This window comes from Catalinimonas locisalis (genome assembly GCF_038039535.1).
In the GTDB taxonomy this organism is placed as follows: domain Bacteria; phylum Bacteroidota; class Bacteroidia; order Cytophagales; family Cyclobacteriaceae; genus Catalinimonas.
This window is the reverse complement of sequence record NZ_JBBPHP010000033.1, coordinates 34,950-57,730: the sequence shown is the minus strand read 5'-3', so window position 1 is coordinate 57,730 and position 22,781 is coordinate 34,950. Positions and strand designations below refer to the sequence as shown.

12 protein-coding genes are annotated in these 22,781 nt (G+C 43.6%); all 12 read right to left on the bottom strand.

What is annotated here, in order from left to right:
* Positions 1-46: 46 nt before the first annotated feature.
* Positions 47-898 (bottom strand): sugar phosphate isomerase/epimerase family protein, encoded by an 852-nt coding sequence (locus WJR50_RS25990; RefSeq protein WP_341296232.1) that lies wholly within the window; start codon positions 896-898, stop codon positions 47-49.
* Positions 899-1,043: 145 nt separating this feature from the next.
* Positions 1,044-2,162, bottom strand: a complete 1,119-nt coding sequence (locus WJR50_RS25985) for a Gfo/Idh/MocA family protein (protein ID WP_341296231.1) — start codon at positions 2,160-2,162, stop codon at positions 1,044-1,046.
* A gap of 158 nt (positions 2,163-2,320) precedes the next feature.
* Positions 2,321-3,058 (bottom strand): ThuA domain-containing protein, encoded by a 738-nt coding sequence (locus tag WJR50_RS25980; protein ID WP_341296230.1) that lies wholly within the window; start codon positions 3,056-3,058, stop codon positions 2,321-2,323.
* Between the two features lie 112 nt (positions 3,059-3,170).
* Positions 3,171-6,752 carry a PVC-type heme-binding CxxCH protein gene (locus tag WJR50_RS25975; RefSeq protein ID WP_445223490.1) on the bottom strand — a complete coding sequence of 1,194 codons (3,582 nt, stop codon included), beginning with the start codon at positions 6,750-6,752 and terminating at the stop codon, positions 3,171-3,173.
* A 232-nt stretch (positions 6,753-6,984) separates the two neighbouring features.
* The gene (locus WJR50_RS25970) at positions 6,985-7,707 is read right to left on the bottom strand and encodes a DUF3823 domain-containing protein (RefSeq protein WP_341296228.1); all 723 of its coding nucleotides are present in this window, start codon (positions 7,705-7,707) and stop codon (positions 6,985-6,987) included.
* 25 nt (positions 7,708-7,732) lie between these two features.
* Positions 7,733-9,640 carry a RagB/SusD family nutrient uptake outer membrane protein gene (locus WJR50_RS25965; protein WP_341296227.1) on the bottom strand — a complete coding sequence of 636 codons (1,908 nt, stop codon included), beginning with the start codon at positions 9,638-9,640 and terminating at the stop codon, positions 7,733-7,735.
* Positions 9,641-9,657: 17 nt separating this feature from the next.
* Positions 9,658-13,122 carry a TonB-dependent receptor gene (locus WJR50_RS25960; protein WP_341296226.1) on the bottom strand — a complete coding sequence of 1,155 codons (3,465 nt, stop codon included), beginning with the start codon at positions 13,120-13,122 and terminating at the stop codon, positions 9,658-9,660.
* Positions 13,123-13,245: 123 nt separating this feature from the next.
* Positions 13,246-14,247, bottom strand: a complete 1,002-nt coding sequence (locus WJR50_RS25955; RefSeq protein ID WP_341296225.1) for a FecR family protein — start codon at positions 14,245-14,247, stop codon at positions 13,246-13,248.
* A gap of 179 nt (positions 14,248-14,426) precedes the next feature.
* Positions 14,427-17,999, bottom strand: a complete 3,573-nt coding sequence (locus WJR50_RS25950) for a VCBS repeat-containing protein (protein WP_341296224.1) — start codon at positions 17,997-17,999, stop codon at positions 14,427-14,429.
* A 310-nt stretch (positions 18,000-18,309) separates the two neighbouring features.
* Positions 18,310-18,918, bottom strand: a complete 609-nt coding sequence (locus tag WJR50_RS25945) for an RNA polymerase sigma-70 factor (RefSeq protein WP_341296223.1) — start codon at positions 18,916-18,918, stop codon at positions 18,310-18,312.
* Between the two features lie 629 nt (positions 18,919-19,547).
* Entirely contained in the window at positions 19,548-20,570 is a 1,023-nt protein-coding gene (locus WJR50_RS25940) for an aldose epimerase family protein (RefSeq protein WP_341296222.1), read from the bottom strand.
* A gap of 11 nt (positions 20,571-20,581) precedes the next feature.
* Entirely contained in the window at positions 20,582-22,771 is a 2,190-nt protein-coding gene (locus WJR50_RS25935) for an alpha-galactosidase (RefSeq protein WP_341296221.1), read from the bottom strand.
* Positions 22,772-22,781: the final 10 nt, after the last annotated feature.

Sequence of the window (22,781 nt, the reverse complement as noted above, 5' to 3'; positions counted from 1 at the left end):
TGCCGGAAAGAGTATAGCGGACTAGTAAATTATCCATTTTTTGATGTCAGTGATTAAACAGCTTCTTATAAAAAGCCAGACCTTCTGAAGCCAGCTCATCCGAACTACTGGCCAGTGGCCGCCAGATGCAGGTGGCTTTGGCAATTTCTTCCGATACCGCCCCGAAAGTTTCTATGACCACCGCTCCCTGATAATCAATGTCCTGCAAAGCAGTCTTGATGCCGGTCCAATCCAGATTACCCGTACCCGGGGTGCCTCTATCACTTTCATTGCCCTGCACATGACAGAGCAAGTCCTTACCAATCTTTCTGATGGAATCAGGAATGTTCTTTTCCTCAATATTATTGTGAAAGGTGTCCAGTTGTATTTTGAGTTGCGGATGGTTAACATCTTTGACCAGCGAGAGTGCCTGATCTACGGTATTGATCATATCGCTTTCAAAACGGTTCAAGGGTTCCAGGCCTAAAATGATGCCGTAATCTGCTGCCAGCTTAGCAGCTTCCCCGAGGTTTTCAACGCACCAGTTCCACTCCTTTTTTTTCTGATCTTCGGACACAAAACGGGTTTTGCCTACAGCGGAATACAAAGGTCCACCAAAAATCGGGCTTCCCATTTCGGCGGCGATTTTGATACAGTCGGCGATATAATTAGATCCCTGCTTGCGGACAGCTGGATCATCACTGGAGATATCTCGCTCCGCACCAAATGCTCCACTGATGGTTACTTTCAGATCGCAGTCTTTCACTACCTCTTTTAGCTTATTCCAGTCAATCAACTCTTTTTTTTCCACCGGTACTTCTATGATATCAAAACCCATTTCTTTGATTTTGTATACCAGGTCAAAAGTTTCAGTGGTGAAGGGGGATACCCATAAAAATGTACTTACGCCAAATTGCATGAAGATAGTGTTATAGTTCTGAGTGTTATAGTCCTAAGCTGCCAGAGTGCGGGGTTAGGGTGTTGATGTACTTATGTGTTAAGGTATTATAATGTACTTGTGAGTATCAATTATAACACCCTAACACTCTAATAACTTTGTACCTCTATGCTTCAAAATCAGGGATAGCTATTCTTTTGCCATTGTTCATGGCGGATTCATGGGCGCAAATGCCTGCGCAGGTATAATTGGCAGCCACATCAGCATCTACGGCGGAGTTTCTACCTTCTACGATTGCAGCTACAAATTCCTGAACCAGATGGGGGTGTGAACCTCCATGCCCGGCGCCCTGCAAAAAGGACACGTGATTGGGATCGTCAATCTGCTCTCTTTTGGTAAAGTTGGCGATTTCCGGAATCAGCATTTCGTCGGTATCCGGCACATCAATTCTACGCGCATTTTCGCCTCCATCAAAAATCACATGGGATTCGTCCTGAAGCTGTTCCCATTCAAAAGACATCTTGGTACCGTATACATCATAGCTTTCGCGGTACTGGCGCACCACGTCAAATAATGAGCGGGTGGCTTCAGCAATGACATCTGAATTTTTGAGGGTGAAAGTAGCGGTTTCTACAGCATAGGGCGCATTGTATCTTTTGGCCAGGTCTTCGCTCAGACGTCCGGAACCATGGCAGACGACAGATTCAGCTTTGGTGTTGTTAATCCGCAGCAATGGAGAAATGGCGTGTGTTCCATTCAGCATCGGAGGAAAACCTTTCCAGTACTCAGCCCAGCCTTCCATGCTCATGTCCTGAATATGGGAGCCACGCACAAATTGTATCTTTCCCAGTTCACCGCTTTCTGCCAGTTTGAGTCCATATAAGAATTCGCGGGTATATAAGGCGGTTTCCATCATCATGTATACTTTGCCAGATTTCCTTTTGGCCTCAACGATAGCTTTACAATCCTCCACGGTCATCGCCATAGGAATGGTGCAGGCCGTATGTTTATTGGCATTCAGAGAAGCCAGGGTCATTCTGGCATGATCGGGTACCGGCGTTACTACATGAATGGCATCCACATCCTCTCTTCCGGGCACGTCCTCAAAATTGGTAAAGCACAGGTTTCTATCCAGTTTGAATTTAGTGGCCAGTTCTTCTATGGTTTTTTCATTACGTGTACAAATGCCCACCGCTTTGATATTCGGATGTTGCTGGTAAATAGGAATAAATTCTTTTCCAAATCCCATACCTACAATGACTACTGTTATCTGTTTGTCGCTCATTTTTGAAAGTTTAGGTTAGTTTAACAATTCAATAAAAGGGTAAATGAAGCGCTTAGCACTCCAGAAAAGTTAGTGAATAGATGGGCACGCGTTTTAAACGCGCGCCAGATCCGAAATGGAGAGTGGGAAGTTGAAAGTTTAGCCTGCTTCCTACTTCATCACTTATTTGCTGCCCATTGTACAGCGTTTTTCAAAAGCAATTCATACTGGGGAAGTTCATGGGCTGCGGCATCATGTCCTAAGGCGATCCCCACAATTCTTCCTTTTTTATTATTGACTACAAATACCGAAGGAAAACTTTTATCTGAGCCTTCGGCACTGGCTGTTGCCAGTACCTCAATTCCCGGTCCTTTGGTATCAGGTTCATAATAATACAACTCATCGTCCAGAGAAAAACCTTTTACTTTTTTTGTAACCGGATGCTTTGCATCAATACTAACATTAAAATTGCCGTACTTGTCATGTCCTCTTGACCCACCACCGACCAGTTGCTGGTTGTATTCAGGCCAGTCTTTCCAGTTGTACCACAAGGCTGCGTGGGCCAATACCAGCCCCTTGCCAGCTTCCACAAAATCAAAGATCGCCTGACGAACTTTTGGGTCAGAGATAGGCTGATTATTGGTGAGTAAAAGTACATCGGTATCCGCCAGATATTCATCAATGGAATCGGTGACATCCGTATAGGTTACTGAAGCAAAACCTTTCTTCTCCAGCGTACTTACGTCCTCCTGCCGGTACCAGCGGTCAAAGTCATGGGAAGAACCTCCACCCACCATGAGCACCTGGATAGGCTTCTTTTTTTGCTGGTCAGCCGGGAAAGTAAACTGCGTCAAAAATGTGCTACATATCAGCAGGACAGCTACGGGCAATACTTTTTTATATAGGTTGTGTTTCATGTTTATGTTTTATTAATCGTTTATCATTCTATCTGGACAGGTTGTAAGTCTGAAGCAGGAAGCTGGAAGTTACACTTTGAGCTTCCTGCTTCAAACTTCCCTCTTTTGTGTTCTACTCAGAGATGTTATCGTTTCCTTCCACCCTCATAATACCGTTCATCATACGCCAGTGACCGGGAAATGTGCATACATAAGGATAGTCTCCCGGTTCTGATGGCGCAGTAAAAGTCAGGGTAACCACTTCTTCCGGGTCCAGTAATTTGGTCGCATGAAGCACTTCCGGCATCACAGGTACATAATCCTGCTGGGCAGCTTTAGGGTCACGGGCCAAAGCATCGGCGGCAGCACCTACTTTTTCTAAAGTTCCGGGTTGTATGACAAGCAGATTATGCTGCATACCATCCTGGTTATCAAGTTCAATCACTACTTTTTGTCCGGGTTTTACCGTAATCTGATTTTTATCGTATTTCATCATGTCCGGCACTATCTTGAGGTAGATCGTTTTCGTATCACTTGCTGAAGTCACCTCCTCTTCCGATCCATTGTTAGCCGCCAGCATTTGCGTTTCTGATTGAGGCTTTCTTAATTCCAAAGAAGCATTTCTCAATTCTGCATTTAAGCGATTTGCTCCTTCATATGCACCGATTTTGTCTTCATTTTCCAGGTCATAGGAGGTGCGTATCACTGAGTTCAGCGGCTGATTGAAGAGGGATGGTGCTTTGGCTTCGGCTACCTTTTTTTCATCTACCCAAAGGCTTATTTTTCCGCCTTCGCTGAGTTGTCCTGTCAGTTCATATTGATCAGGCAGGGACTTTTTGCTACTGGCCAGATAACTGTTACCCTCCTGCTTTACCAGCATATTCAATTTGTTTTCCTCAATGAATATGGCGTACCCGTTGGTTTGATCTCCCTGTGCCACGATCACCCCATTGGGCTGCTCTTCTCTTTTTGACACGGAAGCTTTGACAATGATTTCTTTGCCTTTGACATCCACCGGATAAGGGATAGTGCCCCGGCGGGGCAGCTCATACACCTCTTTCTCCAGCACTGCTGCGATTCTTGCGCTTAAACCTTTCTCACCCTCTCCTGAGGGATCGGCATTGGCTGCTTTCAGATAACCTTGCTGCTGGTTGATGGCTGCTGCCAATAAAGCTTTCTTCAACCAGGGGTCATCGGTATTCTTAGAATCTATCGTTGCCTTGAAAACCATTTCACCCAGTGCTTCTGATGCCGGGGCTTCAGCAATTGCCAGTAAAGCAGTTAATCTGACATTCAGCGCATCGTCGTGAATCAAGTCTGCCTGCTGAATGGCTTCCATGCTCTGCTGGTCTTTGGGTAAAACGCTGATGGCGGCTTTTCTTACCCCTGCCGCAGGATGTGACAGCGCTTTCGTGGCGACATCCAGTGCTTCCTGATGGCTACCATCCAACGCACCTAATCCATGTAATGTCCACAGCGCATGAACGGCTGGGCTGTTCAGTCCGATTTCATCTACTTCCTGATTATTGATGATTTCATAAAGGTCAGGAATAACTTCTTTGTTTTTTGTTTCTACCAGGAGACGCTGGGCGGTCATCCGCCAGAACATATTGTCATTTTTCAACGCTTCCACCAGCCCATCCACATCATCTTTAGATAATGACATAGGTTCGTAAGGCCTGGCATTTCTATAGACTACACGATAAATACGGCCGTGATTGGTATCCCTTAATTTACTGACGAAGGCGTTGCCCTGGCCGTGAGGCTGTTCTGTAAAGGGAAGCACCATCCGGGAAGGGGCCTGCCGTTCTACAAACACATTATGCTGAATGATAAAATTGTACCAATCAGCCACCCAAACCGCACCATCGGGACCCACCTGGCTTTGTACCGGTCCAAACCACTCATCAGAGCTTGCCATCAGGTTCCACCCATCCTTTTCAGTGAAGCCTGCTCCATCCGGCTCAATGATTGCGTTATGCACTACTCTCACAGTAGGTTCATTGATGAAAGCGATGCGGTTCCAGTATTCTTTAGGATAGTTTCTGGCAGTGTACAAATGATGTCCGGCAGCGGCGGTAAATCCACCGACTACATCCACCTGCCTCAGGTTGGGGGTCATGGCATGCACATCATAGTGGCCATCAATTTTTTCCACGGCATTGATTGACCTGCTGCTTTCGCTTTGCCCTCCCGAAGCATCAGCTACAAGTTCGGGAAGCTCCCGCATCATATGTCGGGCGGGAATAGAATAAAAGGCACTATGCGTATTGTTGGCTGTGGAGATAAAAACATTATTCTCTTCGGAGAATCCCAGGCCCCAGGTATTGTTGCTGGTACTCGCCAAGTACTCAAAGCGGTGCCCCGCCGGATCACTTCCATCCGGATTGAAATGGTATACACCCTGTCTGAAGCTGGTGCTGTTTCCATCTATTTTTCCTTCAAATCCAGAATAGCCGAGTACGCCCCAGATCTTATTGTCAAAGCCATATTGTAAGTTAGAAGGACCGGCATGCGTATCATTTTTTCCCCAGCCGGAAATGATATTTTCCCTAACATCGGCTACATCATCGCCATCGGTGTCTTTCAGAAAAACAAAGTTGGGTGCCATAGATACGATAACACCATCGTTGGCAAATACCATGCTGGTGGGTATGTTCAGACTGTCGGCAAACACGGTAAATTTATCCGCTTTACCATCTCCATCGGTATCCTCACAGATTTTGATGCGGTCATTGGCAGCACCATCCGTTTCTTTAAAGGTATTGGGATAATCCACAGATTCTACAATCCACAGGCGACCTCTTTCATCCCAGGACATGGCTATGGGATTGATGATATCCGGGTCAGCAGCGAAAAGCTCAATTTTAAAATCTACTGGTACCTGTATCAGTTTTTGCGATTCCTGGGGACTAAGAGGCTCCTGCATTTGGGTAACCCGGTAGCGTTTGGTGAAATCTGATATTTTTACGGAATCGTAAATGTCTACATCAGGAATATTGAGCCTGGCAATTTTCTCCTGTGCGTCATCTCCTATTGCCCAGAGTACACCATTATTCACCAGTTGTAAGAACCCGGCATTGGTCCAGGTACTATCGTTATGACCGTAAGCGGTATAAAAAACCCTTCCCTCTCCCTGATTGCGCACCCAGGTATAAGGCTCCCGATGATCTCCCTCTCCCGGATTGCCGGCCACCCTTTCCATCAGGACAGTCATATCGGGGTTGAGGCGCTGATGCACATACGTTTCATCCCAGCTTTCAAAATTTTCCATACCTTGCATTACCGGATGCTCATGGTTGACAATTTCAGCAGAAAAGACACCGGTTTCGTGCGAAGCGAATTGCCCGCCTATGGTATTGATATACCAGTCAGAATTCTTGAAACAACCGGTAGCACAATGTAGCGGAATCAACCCCTTGCCACCTTCTACAAAACTTTTCAGCGCATTTTCCTGTGAGGAGGAAATAGAATCATGATTGGCATAAATAATTAAGCCATCATATTTACTCAGGTTTTCTTCGTTGAGATCGTCAAGATTGGTGGTGTAGGTGAGGTTGATACCTTCTCTGAATAAAGAAGTGGCCAGCCAGGGAGCGTATTTGTCTGAATCATGATGCTGGCTGTCATGGCCTAAGAACAAGACCTCTCCCCTTCTTTCTGTTTCATTACTGATACTGTTGCTATGACTCTGGTCAATACAGCTTTGTGCCATAAAGCCAATTATCAAAAATAGTAGTATTGAAAACAGTGGTACAGTTACTCGTTGTGCAGCGATTCGTTGCCCGGCATAGCGATGCCCGATAAACCTTAAAAACAACATTCTCCCCATCTTCATCATATTGGTGGTGTGTATCCAGTTTAAAACATTTTTAGCAGAATCACCTCATGTCTTCACAACATGAGGTGACTTATTTGAATAATCTTGGGCTTTTTCAGCAAAATAATTATAAGTCAATCTTTTGCGTAGGGGAAAAGATCATATCATCTATCCCGGTAAGCTTTACGCCTATGCTGGCAAAAACATAAGATTGCGTAGGTACAAGCTCAGGCACCGTAGCACTCAGACTTACATTGCTCAAATCGATGAGCGCATTCCCTTCAATAGTATTTGTGGCTACATTAGTTTGCGAATTGGCAAAGAGCGTTTTACTCACATAAAGGGTGACACTCTCAATATCCCTGGCATTGGCATCTGTTACAATTTGTTCCAGAGCAAATGTACCGCTTACTTGATTTCCGCTGCCGCTCAGTTGGGTATTTCTGATCATCCAGAAGGGGATAACTTCAAAATCCTGATGAGTATTCCCCGACACATTAATTATTACAGTATCCGGCATATCTGCTTCTTCTCCCCACAAAAAAGGTCCCTGTCCGTTTGGAACCACCATTTTATAAGTACCATTGAACAGTAGTTGAGAGTACTCTCCCTCAGAGGTAAAAAAACTACCCTGAACATTAGGTATACCTGCATTTAAAGGACCGGTTTTACCAAAGCCATCCTGATATAGTTCATAGCTTACTCTGTTATATTCAAAGTTTAAGGGAGTTCCCTGATACAAAAGACGGCCACTTAACAATGAGGATGGTGCTTCATAATTATCCTTTTCACAGGAAAATAAAGCCGTACTCAATGCTAATGATATGATATAATGAAATTTAATTTTCATGATCTTCAGTTTTAATATTGAATACTTATTGCAGAGGCTGTCTAACCAGTTTCGGGTTATTATTCAGAATATCATTGTTAATCTGACTATAATAATTCCCAAGTTGCCAGTTGTCAGCAGCAGTTACCCTACTGGGTAAAACTTCCTTAAATATCCATTTACCATGGTTTTCATTGCCTGGATCATAAATTTTATAAGGCCATAATGCCCAGGGCTGGGTACTTCTGTTGGTGGCTTCCCCTAAACCTGAACGCAAATCTTCCACAGTCATAAAAACTCCATCAAATATTTCATGCGCAATTCTAAACCTCTTTAAGTCCATGAAATACTGACCTTCAAGAGCGAACTCTACTCTACGCTCATGCACTATTCTGTCAAAAGTAATATCCGCGGCTGTCAAAGGAATGGTGAAGCCTGCCCTTGCACGTACTTCGTTCATATAATCTGCAGCAAGTTGAGACTGCCCTAGCTCAAAAGCAGCTTCGGCAGCGATGAGCAGGATTTCAGCGTAACGGAAACGAATTCTGGATACATCACTCTGTGTACCTCTTCTGCCTGACCCAGGAGCTGGGTCCAGATATTTCCTGACATAAAATCCTGCCAGGGCATTCTGATTTGTAGCTGCCACAGGTCCGTCAAAGCCAACTACCTGCACAGGCACCGAGTTTCCCGGCATATCTCTTAGTTGCCCACGTTCGCTACCGGATACGACCGTACCATCAGCGAGTTGCAGCCCTGCCCAAATGTCTACCGGACGAGACTTGAAAGATGTTCCCGGTAAAATAACTGTTCCTCCCAAGCGGGCATCTCTGCCAGCAAAGATATCCTGCTGGTTGTCGTAGTAAATGGGGTCTCCATTCTCATCTACAGTAGGAAGCGGTGCAAAAGTATTGTCCAGCAGCTCAAATTCCTGTACCAGATTAAGCGAAGGATTGATCGCACCGCCCTCTTCTTCTTCCGCTCCAAAACGTGGCTGGTTCACAATGGTATAACCATGGGTTTTAAACTTCAGCAAATATTCTTCAATAAATATGGTTTCGGGATTGGCATTCTTATCATAGAATAGTGCCGCAAAATTTTCCGAAAGGTTAGTGGGAATCTTATTGTACAAAGCATAAGCGCCAACGGAGCCTCCAATAATCTCCTGGGCAGCATCCAATGCAGTTTGATAGTACCCGTCTGCTCTTTCGGCTGGAATACCAATCGCTCCTCCGGAGAGAGATACGGAGGGAGTAGACGTATTATATTTTGCCAGTGAGCCGGCAAAAACTGCGGCCTGGGCTTTCATCGCCACTGCTGCTGCCGCGCTTGCCCGGGATTTACTGTCTGCATCTATCGGCAGTAAAGACTTTAACTCTTCGGCCTCCTGAATGATAAAATCATACATTTCTGCCTCCGTAGATCTCGGTACCTGCAGATAAGAAGGGTCTCCGCTATAGTCATAAGTTTGCGACTCAAGGATAAGCGGTACTCCTCCGTATAATTTGGTCAGTTCAAAATAATAGAGGGCACGAAGAAACCTTGCTTCCGCAGAATAAGTTGATTTCAGGCTTTCATTAATGGTAGCATCTTCTATTCTTTCCAAAAACAGGTTAAGTTCTCTGATGTACGTATAATCCCAGCTTGTCCAATAATCATTAGGGCCGGAAAAAGACCAGGTATTATTGGTATGCCAGAAGTTAGTCAGGTTATCATTAGCAGTAACCATTACTTCGTTGAAATCAGCGAAAGTCTGCCAATCAGAAAGTCTGTTAACCGAGAACTGACGGTTGTACAGGTTGGCAAGGATAGATAATACCTGAGCTGGATCACTAAATGCCTGCTCGGTAGTCAATACCTCAGCGGGTGGCCTGTCCAAAAACTCACTATCTGATTCACATGCCCACCCAGAACCTAAAAGAATTGCTATTAATATATATTGTATCTTTTTCATGTCTTTCAATTTAAAGATTATAGAGAAAGGCTTACTCCAACACTTACTACCCTATGTTGAGGATATTGTAAACCGTTAGTATCACTAATTTCCGGATCAGTGTTGTAGCGTTTCACATTATGGAGTGAGAATAAGTTGTACCCGTTAAAATAGACACGAGCCTGCTTAATCAGTACCCGCTCAATGATTGAACTTGGTAGTGAGTAGCCTATCTGAAGTGTTCTGGCACGAAAAGCAGTTATATTGCTAAGCCAAAAATCTGAACGCTTGTTTACCGAACTTAAGCCACCCTGGTTGAACCTGTTAGGTGGAAAGTAACCGGGTATCCACTCGCTGTTCAGATCGTAAGGATCTTCTCTGTGCCATGCATCTCTCAAATGCTCAGCGATATTACCCCCATTGGCTCGGAAAGCACGGCTCAATTCATTTTCAGCAGTAAAGGAATAGCCTGACTGAAGGGAGAAGTCCATAGCAAAATCAAAACCTTTCCAACCAGCAACCAGATTTAAGCCTCCGTTGATAAAGGGGAGATTGGTACTATAACCAATGGGTCTTTCGTCATAACCATCAATTTTATTGTCCCCATTCAAATCTTTATAGATCAAATCCCCGGGAAGCAAGGTCCTATTACCTTCTCCATCCACATTGACTTCATAGTTATTGATTTGCTCCTGGTCCTGAAACTGGCCAATTACCTGGTAACCCCACTGAATACCTGTATATCTGTCTTCAATAGAATTGCGGTATTCATCATAAGAGTTAAAGAATATAGGATTATAGGAAGACTCAAACTTGTTACGTGCATAAGAAATATTAGCCCCAATTTTATAAGTAAAGTCATTAATATTCCCATTGTAAGCAAGCATGGCTTCCCCACCAAACTGCCGGTCACTATTCACATTTTCATCGGGCAGGGTATAGCCAAGTTCACTAGGTACTACTATGTCGTATTTTCTACCTCTGAGGCCAGTACGTCGGCGGCGGAAGTAATCTACACTACCGCTTAACCTACCTCCAAACATTGAAAAGTCGGCCCCAATATCAAGTATTCTACTTTCAAACCAGGTGATATTGGTGATCGGCTGTCCTTTATCCTGAGTACCTACCACCGGGTTACCATTCAGGATAGCTGTACCCTGGTTATAGTTATATCCTGGGAGGTAATCATAAGGACCTATACCAATATCATCATCTCCTAATATACCATAAGAAGCTCTAAGCTTCAGATTATCCAATATATTAGAATTGCCTAGCCAGTTCTGCATAAACTCCTCTTCAGTAATTCTCCATCCAATGGACCCGGAAGGGAAATAACCTACTCTCTTATCAGGAGCGAATTTCCAGGAAGCGTCGCGTCTACCAGCTACTTCCACATAATATTTACCGGCAAAGCTATAGTTGAGCCTTGCGATATAACCCAGGCGAGCAATTTGATTATCAGCATCGGTGAAATCCACGACGTCATTGTAATAGATGAGAGGGAGAATATTAGTTTTGGGTACTGAGCGCATAAAAGTACCCTGAAACCTTTCTTCGTAACGCTCTGCTAAAAACAAAGCACCTACTTCATGGTCACCGAAGATATTGGAATAATTTAAACCTAATTGAGTATTGGTTTTTTGTATTTTATCAACATTTCTTTGTCTCCAGGGATTAGAACTACCCCCGGTTACCCTATACTCTTCTTCTGACTCTTCTGTGGCTGGAAAGTAAGTATAAGCATCATACGTATATTCGTGTACGTCTAACTGGCGCTCTTCATCACTGTAAGAGTACAGACCTCTTGCCGATAAACCTTCTATACCCGGAATATCATATTCGGCAGTTGCATTGATCTGCCCAAATTTTCTAACATCTCTAAGATACCCCCCCAACTCAAAATTATTATAAGCCCAGTTAGTTTCATTATGCTTAATGTCATTTAGGTACTCTGGATTATCATTGGCATATGGCCTTTCCCAGGGAGTGTTCCGCATAATAGCGTATCTGGGCAGCCAATAATCATCCCCGCCAGGAATTCCGGGATTTTCAGTTTTTTCAGCATATCCATTGATTCCCAATCCTACCTTGAGCCTGTCACTGATCTGTGCATCCACATTACTGATGATGTTGGTACGGCCATAGTCAAATTCATCTCCCAAAACTGAATTGCTATAATTTCGGTTACCAGCTATATAATAATTGATTTTTTCTCCTCCCCCGGTAGCACTCACGTTGATTTGAGTGGTAGGAGAGTTTTCCTGGATAATAAAGTCTGTCCAGTCAAAACTTTGGTACCCACGTTCTTCACCTATTCTATATTTTTCCAGGTCTTCAGGGGTAATATTGGTTGTGCCGAATCCATTGACATCTGCCTGAATCTTTTCTAAGGCCCATACATAAGAACTATTGGTTACTTGAGGAAAAGCCACCCAGTTTTGGAAACCACGGTTGAAATCCAGACTTACTGTATTCCCACTCCCTGTGCTTCCTCTTTTGGTAGTCACCACCACTACACCATTAGCAGCACGAACACCATACACGGCAGCGGCACCATCCTTAAGTATTGTGATGCTCTCAATATCGGCAGGAGCAAGCCTGTTAAATTGTTTCTCATCCTGCTGAATTCCATCTATCACATAAAGTGGATTACCCATGTTACGAATTTGAATGGCGGCCCCAGCGCCAGGGCGTCCATCAGTTTGCCGAAATGCCACACCGGGTAATTTACCTGCCAGGCCGGTACTTACCGTTGTACCACCACCTTTCACTCGCCCAATGTCTTCACTATCTATTGTAGATATTGCTCCGGTAACAGACTCTTTCTTTTGGGTTCCATAACCGGTTACTACAATTTCACTCAATGCCTGAACATCTTCTGCCAAGGTAACATCAATTACACTTCGGTTATTTATGGGAATTTCCTGAGAAGCATATCCAATAGATGAAAAAAGGAGCGTATCTGTGCCATTGGGCACCGATAAGTTATAATTACCGTCAACATCGGTGATGGTTCCGTTGGTTGTACCCTTTACCAGTACATTTACACCAGGTAGTGCTTCGCTACCTTCCAGGGTGGTTACCTTACCGCTCACGTTGATGGCTTGCTTAACTGGCGGATTGGGAAGCGGTGCAATGGTTGAGACTTTGGCAACACTTACTGAAATGGTATTATTGATTCTTTTGAAGTTCAGGCGAGCCTTTCGGCCTACTTCCCTCAGCACTTCATTCACCTCCGCATTTTTGTAGTTAAGAGTGAAAGTTGTTTTGAGGGTTTTAACTTCCTCTCCGTAGGCAAAAACATAGTCTGTGGCTTCTTCTATAGCCATAAAGACTTCTTCAATTGAACTGTTCTTGAGCTTGATTGAGATTTGTACCTCGTCGACATACCGTCGCCCTGATGCTTCAGCTGATGAAAAAATAATACAGCCAAAAAATAGTGCAAATACTAATGTGGTATGTCGAAATACAGTTCTGGTAGGTGGTTGTATATCGTTTGACATAGTTAGATAGGTTGATGTAAAATTTAATTCACTTCAGGATATCATCCCGTAAGCCTGCTAGTCTATCCAAAGCCCGGCTGCTAAGGATCTCTGTTTTTGTTTTCAGGTTGTTTCATAGTAGTATTAGTTTTGTGATTTGCATCCTTTCTCACCTTTGATGGTGAGCTTTCTTTCAGCATCTATGGTGTATTCTACATCCAGAATATGCTCAAAGCTCTTCATGATATTGATCAGATTTTCATTGAGATACTTTCCAGATATTTTGCATTTCCTGATTTGCTCGCCTTCAATATCAATACTGACGTTGAACCAGCGCTCCAGTACTACCACTGCTTCTTCCAGACTCACTTCGTCAAAGTGGATTACCTTATCGCGCCAGGCAATAAAGGGGCGTATTTCAACCTCTTTTTTATGGAGTTGACCATCATAAAAAGCTTGCTGGAATGGTGTTAAAAGTACTTCATTGTGAGTGCTGTCGGTATTCAATGCATTCACCTTTACCTTACCGCTCACGACGGTTACTTGAGGGTCTTCATGGTCAAAGGCTTTGATATTGAAAGAAGTACCCAGTACTGTTGTAGTAAGGTTACCACTTCTAATGATAAAAGGTTTTTCAGGATTTTTTGTTACATCAAAAAAAGCTTCACCTTCTAAAACCACTTCCCTTTTATCAGTATCAAATCGTTCGGGAAAAGTCAGCTTGCTATCTACATTCAAATAAACTTTGGTACCATCCGTCAATGTAAGGGTGGCCTTTTGTCCTTTTTTAGTAATTTTTTCTACCCATGCCATCTGAGGCTCAGGCATGTTGTCATAGGCGTAATAGCCTCCTATACCTATTCCAAAAAAGATGAATATGATTGCGGCAGCTCTTAAGAGAGAATACTTTTTTGAGATTTGATATTTACGCGCGTTATGTTCCTCTCGCTCAGTTTGTTCTAATGAGCGTTCAATGCTTCTATGTATTTTTTCCTGGATAAGCCACATTTCAAAGGCATCTGGCTCTTCTTCCAGCTCCTCCTCCTGAAAAGAATCATAAAACCGATGAAGTAGTTTTATCTCTTCCGGTGTACAAGTGCCCTGTACATATTTATCAAGTAAGGCCCGGAACTGACTTTCGTTCATAGATAATTTTTTCTGCTTCTTTATATTAAGTACCACAAGTGATAACTATCCCCTATGCATCAGTTAAAAAAATAAATAAATCGTGGATGGCTATGATTTCTGCGTACTGAGGATTACTGCCTCCATAAGGTGGAAGCTTCAGATGAAAGACTTAGCGCTTCTGACTCATCAGACTGCAATTAAATCCCTGATGGTATTACCTCTCTTTTTTCCCCCATGAAGTTGGTAATCACCACACTTTCTACGTTGGCATCTACTTTCACTTTACGGGAAGACTGCGATAAAAAAGTGTTTCCGTAATAAAATTCCACATGGCGCCTGCTGTTATCATGGTACACGATATCAGCACAAAAATCATCAGTATTCAGACTGACCCATTGATGTGGTACCGGATTTATTTCAGAATTATTACTAAATACCCGCAGGCTATCCTGGTTCTGAGTGGCGATCATCAGATCTTTACCCTGTGCAGAATGTACTTTTGCTAAAGCTTTGGCATCGCCGGGTACAAAGAAGCCGCTCTGGGCAATCGTCAGGGCCTCAAAATTTCCTTTTCCATCACCTTTCATGTATAGTCCGTTGAACGCATCATGTCTGCCTGAGATCGGGTCTATGCCATAATCATTTCCTACCAGTAAGAGATCAAGCTTACCATCCTGATCTATATCTTCTGATAGCATACCATATAGTGGTGCCATCTGTGCTGCTTTGGGTAGTGGCTTCAGGGAAAACTTTCCATTTCCCAGATTCTCTATGTAACTACTCTGTAAGTGAGTGGCCTGCATCTTTATGGCTCCTTCCTTAGCTTTTGCGTTCCAGATATCATCCATCGTAGCACGGCCAAAGGATTTGTAGGTAGGATATTCTTTACGGATGGCTACCAACTGGCTGATCATATCATCACGGGTATGCATCGGAAAAGATTTTTGGGTGCTGTCTTCGGCCATCATATAGCAAAACACCATAGGGTCAATCTTCCCGTTATCATCCATATCTTTGGCATAGATGGTCATGGGCTTTTTGGCTGAAGCATGATAGTTGGAATTCAGGCCTAAGTTTCCTGCCACATAGTCAATGTCGCCATCATTGTCAAAATCTCCAGAGGTAAGGCTGTTCCACCAACCTGTATGTTCGCTGATGCCTGATGATGCATTGACATTTTCAAACAGATTTCCAGTATTTTTCAGAAAGGTAAGCGGCATCCACTCTCCTACAATTACCAGGTCCACTAAGCCATCCTGATCAAAATCAGACCACAAGGCATCGGAAATCATGCCCAACTCCTGAAGCTGAGGACACAACTGTAGCGTCACATCATTAAACATCCCGCCTTCGTTTTCCAGAATATAACTTTTAGGGGCAAGAGGATATGCTCCTGAGACTGACCTGCCTCCTACGAAAAGATCAAGATCACCATCCTGGTCATAGTCGGCGGCACGTACACAGGAACCATTAGATACTAATTTTGGAAGAGCAGTCATGCTGATCTGGTAATTCCCTTTTCCATCATTGATATACAGGCGGTCCTGGTTCACCGAATGATCTGGAGGAAACTCATAACTCCCGCTTACCACGTATAAATCAAGATCCTGATCATTGTCTGCATCAAAAAGTAAGATGCCCATATCTTCTGCTTCAGAATTATCAGCATAGGCAATGCGTGTAGTGTCTACTGAGAAATTTCCCCGGGCATCCTGCATGAAAAATCTTCCCTGATTACCGGCTGATCCTCCTACATAAAAATCATCATACCCATTGTCATCAATATCTCCAACCGCTATTCCGGGACCGTACTGACTCATTTTATGGGGTAATGTACGCTGTATGTTGTAGTCTATCGCATCTCTTTCCTGATGTTTGTACCGAATTCCATGCTGTGAAGCTGATGTCATCAGTGAAGATGCTTGACCTGCTGCCTGAGAAGTATAGAAAGGCATTTCGTGATACCCGGATGTGTTTTTAGGATTTTCTTTTGCGTCTAAATAGGATATCGTAAGGGTCTGATCCGCTTGAATTTGGGTAAGCAACTGACTTTTGCCATCCGGCCAGTCAATACGCATGGAGTCTACCATAGTAGCTTTTCCTAAGCCAAAGTGCGCCCTGGCATCTACGGTAGACAAATATCCTCGGGTAGGTTGATGCTCGTAAATTTGCTGCTGACCATCGGCATAATGTATATGCAATTTTGCGCCTATGCCACCGGGGTTGGTTGCTTTGCCTTTAAGCTCAACTTTGATATAATGTTCGTTTTGGCCACGCTTGCCATTCAAAGTATTTTCATAAATAAAAGCCGGGTCGTTGATATTGTTGACTACCACATCCAGGTCACCGTCATTGTCCAGATCTGCGTAAACCCCACCGTTTGAGAATGAGGGTAAATTTAATCCCCAGCTGCTGGTGCTATCGGCAAAGCCATACCCATCGGTATTTTTGAAGGCATAGTTTGAAATTTTTACGATGGGAAAGTATTCTTCCACCATCTTGAGGGAGGCGTTGGTACTTCCTCCGTAGTTACTCTGACCGTTATCATATACGATGTAATCCAGGTCAGTCACATCACGGGGAAGGCCGTTGGTGATGATCATGTCGCGCAGGCCATCATTATCAAAATCGGCGATGAGTGGTGCCCAGCTCCAGTCTGTCTGGTACACTCCGGCCATAAACGCCACATCTCCGAAGGTAGGATGCCCTTCGGGCGTCATGCCGGTACTGAGTTGGAGTACATTGCGTACATACTGATGCTCATAAGCATACTTTGCATTGTTGAAATAATTAAAGTATTCATTGCCCCCCAGCATGGTTTTTTTTCTGAGGTTCTGTTCGGGAAGCATCTCTAGAGACATCAGGTCCACAAATCCATCATTATTAACGTCCACCGCGTCGGTACCCATCGCATTCCAGGCGGTATGCTTGATATAGTCAGACGCTCTATTGGTAAAAGTAACTTTACCATCCGGCCCCTTCTGATTATTGATGTACAGCACATCATTGGAAACAAAATCATTGCTTACGTATAAATCAGGCCAGCCATCCAGGTTAAAATCAGAAATTGATACCGCATGACCCCAGCCTTCCAGCAGGATACCTGCTTCTCGGGATACATCCGTAAATATAGGATGTGCGCTATTTGGCGGGCTATCATTTCGGTACAGTCTGTCACTGTTTAAAGCACTGCCATCTGCTACCTTGGGCCGGTACTGAATGGGGGTTTTGGGATCGTTCAGTTCATTGGTCACCAGATACATATCCAGGTCACCATCTTGATCATAATCAAAAAAAACACCCTGCGTGCTGAAACCGGCATCTGCCAAACCATAAGCTTCTGCGGATTCTTTAAAGACTGGTATGCCATCATTTCCAAGTCCCTGGTTGATATATAAAAGGTTTTTTCTCAGCAGTGGGTCATCAAGAAATGAGGCAGAAACATATACATCCAACCAGCCATCCGCATTGATATCGACCACGGACACTCCGGTACACCATCTGTTTTCACCTCCTACTCCAGCTTTATCGGTGATGTCTTCAAACTGCAGTTTACTTTCAGTTTCCCCATCTTTTACCTGACTTCTATTCAGATACAGTTTATTCGCTACCAGATTGCCTGCGAAGTAGATATCCACCAAGCCGTCTTTATTAAAATCACCAACTCCTACTCCACCTCCATTATACAGATTGGCCTGCCTTAAGATGTTTATGGAATCACTTTCAATCAGTGTATTGGTAAAATCAACACCGCTTTGTGAGGGGGGCAATAAGTTGAATAAATACTTTTCCTGAATCTTTTGCTCCTTTGAACAAGAAAAAAAGAGTAACGGTAAGATTATAATTATGAATAAAAATAAACTGCTGGTGTTGCGTAACATAATGTCTCCCTCTTTTTTTATCTCTTTGATCCATCCATTCTTTTTGCTTTTCCCTTTTTTAAATGCTTTATCACTGAAAAGCAACGGTCAACACTAATTTGCGAAGATTTATTCATCACAAATGTTTATCATTTGATCCCTGGCTTGATGGATACTTACTATTAAGTATCATAAGCAGCCTAGATCCCTTACGCTAAAGCTAAAATAATTTACAAAATCTCTCTAGAAGCACTTCATTGAAGAAAAAAAACGCGATAGGAACTACTTCACGGAAGGCAACTCTCAGTAGCTTAAGGGCTTTGGTGATTTGGTTTTCAACCGTTTTTGGAGATATATTCATCTCTATAGCAATCTCTTTAACCGTTTTATGCTCGTTTCGGCTCAAATGAAAAACTTCACGACAGCGTGCTGGCAAATTAGCCATACTAGACTCATATATTTCCTGTAGCTGGTTAAAATTAATAGTTTCTTCCGTATGGTTGACAAAAGTTACCTGTTGGATACGGTCCAGATGGGTCTGAGCAATCTTTCCATCCCTCAAACTTTTTAGTACCAGATTCCTGACCATTCCATAGAGGTAGGAGGATAAATTGCTGATATCAGTAGTGTTACGCTTGAGCCAAAGATATGTAAATACTTCCTGGGTGATGTCGCTGGCTACTTCTTGATCCTTTAATACTTTGTAGGCAGCGAAATAAATTTTTGACCAAAAACGATGATAAATTTCTTCATAAGCCAGACGGTTATCCTGCCGGACCAGTTCCCAAAGCCCAGCATCACTCAGTTCCGAAAAGCCTTTCGATTTCATGAAGAAATAAGCGTTATAATTAAAAAAATATGAAATTTAGTGCGAGTATTCTGACCAATTTAGAGATTTGGGATTTTTTTTCAAATTATTTCTATCACCTTTACAATTTAAATGCTAAAAAAGTGGGCTTTTCTACATATGAATGATAGAAAAAAAGTAGCAAGATGCTTGGTTATAGATAATTCCAAAACAATAAACGAGGGCATTTATACACATTACAAGAGTAAATACAGTTTTAAATATAAGTTCGTTTAGCTATGAAGAGGAAGGAAGTGGTGAAGCAAATGATGAGTTCATGGCATTTTTTCTTTAATTGACACATCATTATTGCCTCACCTTAGCTTTGCTCCTAGGGATGATGAGGTGTACTTTATGTTGAAAAGAAAAATACTCAAACCTTTTAGGGTTGTGGAGAAGCTTTTGGATATGACAATAACAGGAAACCTATTGAGCGGCACTCCGCCTTTGCAAACTATGAATGTGACGCTAAAAAAATGCTATACCATCTACTGTATCACTTCTATTAAAATTTAAAATACTCTGTAGAAAAAAGCACATTATATTAGATTAAAATTAAAAACTGATTACCGAGTACATTCAACCCAAATTGTTTTAATACTATAATATCATCATCTTACTTTAAACTTGAATATAATATTCTCTTCATAATTTTGCCCAGACTCCAGCACGGTGGAGGGAAAATGAGGATGATGAGGGCTGTCAGGGTAATATTGACATTCCAGACAGAGGCCATCCAAGGGTTTATAATTTTTTGAAAGATGGCCGGGTAGTTGACTGGAAAGGTAATCTCCCGTGTAGAGCAACAAGCCAGGATAGGAGGTGAATACTTCCATCATCCTGCCTGATAAAGGGTCAAATAAAGTAGCATCAGGCTTTCCGGCTTTTTTATCCAGCACATAGCAGCTGTTTAATCCACTTATCTCATTAGCCCGGATCGTCATTTTATCTCGTATCTTATCCTGAGCAAAACCTGAGTGCGATACGGGAACAATTTTTCCTGTGGGAATAAATTCATCCCTCATTTCCAGCATCTCTTGAGCTTCAACCCTCAACTCATGGTCAAGAATGGAATATGCTTCGGCAGAAAGATTGAAATAGGCATGGTTGGTGAAGTTAGCGATGGTCTTTTGATCTGTAGTTGCTGCATAATGGATGTACAATTCATGTGCTTCATTCCATGAATAGCTAACACTGAGTCGCAGATTTCCCGGATAGCCTCCCTCTCCATCAGGGCTGTGCAAATGAAAAACTACCTGATCCTCCCCTACTTCAAAGTCAAAGATTTTGGCATGAAAGCCACTCCAACCGCCATGATTGGAATTCCCATGATCATTATCCTCCAGCACATAGCGCTTACCGTCCAATGTGAATTCAGCGCCTTTGATCCGGTTGGCAAACCTGCCGATAGTAGCTCCTATATAACAACGATCCTGTACATAACCCTCCAGACTTGGAAAGCCCAACACCACATTTCCCAATGCACCTTTGCGGTCAGGAACATGAATGGAGACGATGGATGCCCCGTAATTGGTCAGTTCTACAAAGGTCCCATCTGTATTTGCTATCCTGAAGAGGTAGACTTCTTTCTCCTGATGCTTTCCCCAAGGTTGGGTGGTGATGCGCTCCTTCATGGCTGAACAATTTAGTCCACCTCTCTGATCTGCAAGACCACACTGTTACGTCCGGCACGCACATCAGGATTGAAGCCTACCTTCATCAGAAAATCACCGGAATAGTTTTGGTCAGTTTTTAGGGTAGACTGTGTACCAGGATACAGATTGATCTCTTCTATCCTGTATTGTTTATCCACATCCAGCCCTTTCAGACAGATAGGCCTGTGGCTGCCTGCCTGGTAGCGTGGGTTCACCAGATAGTTGAAAATCACGCCTGAAGATTTCGCTTCATCCACATACATGAGGGAAGCCACACTGCTTTCTCTTGGATGAGACAGGCGATATTGATCGCCCTGCCAGATGATGTCCTTCACTTCATCATAATGCTCAATCGCCTGCTGACAAAATTCCAGATCTTGTGGAGCCAGTTCGTCTACTACGATGTCAAATCCCAGTTTCCCCATCATGGCCACATCGGTGCGAAACTTGATCGGTTGCTTGCCCCAGTCGGTCACGTGGTTGGAAGAACTGATGGCCGGATAGAAATAGGAGTATTCCCACTGCATGTAGATGCGTTCCAGGGGATCGGTATTGTCGCTGGGCCAGAATTCGGTAAAGTATTGAAGAGCAGCATAATCTACCCTTCCGCCACCGCCGGAGCAAAGCATCATGGGTACGCTGGGGTATTTCTCCCGCACCCTTTCCAGCACATCATACAATCCTCTCACATACTCAATGTACAGGTGCGACTGGTTTTTCAGATGGGCCGAGTAGGCATTATAAATCACCGCATTACAATCCCATTTGATGTAAGCCAGAGCAGGATTCTCAGTAAACAAATCATCTACGACACCAAAGACAAAATCCTGCACTTCGGGATTGCTCAGGTCCAGCACCAGTTGATTCCTGAAGTAGTACTCATCCCGCTGGGGTTGCTTAATCACCCAATCAGGATGCTTTTCATATAACTCACTTTTGGGATTGACCATTTCCGGCTCTATCCAGATACCGAATTTTACATCATTGGCTTCCGCTTCTTGTACCAAAGTAGAAATGCCATTGGGCAATTTCTTACGATTGGCTTCCCAATCGCCCAGACCGGCATTGTCACCATTACGGGGATATTTATTGGCAAACCAACCATCGTCCAGCAAAAACAAGTCTACTCCCAGTTCTTTGGTGTCTTTGAGCAGGCCTTTCAGAATTTCCTCATTGAAGTCAAAATAGGTCGCTTCCCAGTTATTAAGTAAGGTAAGACGAGTCCCTTTGCCATCCAGCAGTTGGTAGTTTCTGGCCCAGTTGTGCAAGTTTCGGCTGGCCAAACCTTTTCCCTGGCTAGAGAAAGTATACAAAAAAGCCGGAGTTTTGAATTCCTCATTGGGCTTCAGGCTGTAGTCGGAAGCATAATTATTCATGCCAGCAATGATGCGCAGGTTATCCAGCGGGTCCATTTCCAGGTCAATGCGGAAGTTGCCGCTCCATTCCAAAGCGCCATAGAGCACTTGCCCTTCCTCTTCCGTAGCGATTTTGTTCAGAGAAACCATAAACATCGGTGGTTGAAAAAGATGGGCACGGGTACCTAATTTAGAATCAAGCACTTTGATGCCGTGGGTAAGTTGAGTCTCTTCCGGCTGCATTTCTTTGGCCCAGTCGCCGTGGTACTGACGCAGCCAGTAATCATCCGCTTTGAGATAAATATTGGCCGAAGCAAATTTGTGCAGTGTCACATTCTTCTTCTCTTTGTGGCGGATGACTGACCACTGCTCCACCACATCTTCCTGCTGGTAAGTTTTATAAAAAAGGCTTATCTCAAAATTGTAGACTGGGTCTCTGAGCAAAATGGTGTAAACAGATACATTGTCGTCCACTTTCTCGGTTTCATGACTCACATATTTCAGATCCAGAGAAGTGTTGCCATCGGCATGGGTTACACTGATGGCAGGTTCCAGCAAATTGCGCGAGCCCGAAGAAGTATAGGCCGCATTGAGCATATTCGTATAATCCTCAGACTGACGATAGACTGCCGGAACCTGTCTATATTCATCGGTATTACTCAGCTTTTTTCCAAAATAGATGATGTCCAGATCCTGATTTTCGCCGACCTGTAGCACCTGGGCGGTATGCTCGGTTTCTATGGGAATGATCAGCGGTTGAGCCGATGCCTGAGCCAGCGTGAAAACGAGAATAAAAAAGGGCAGGAAAGGGCTTCTTAATTTCATGAATAACAGG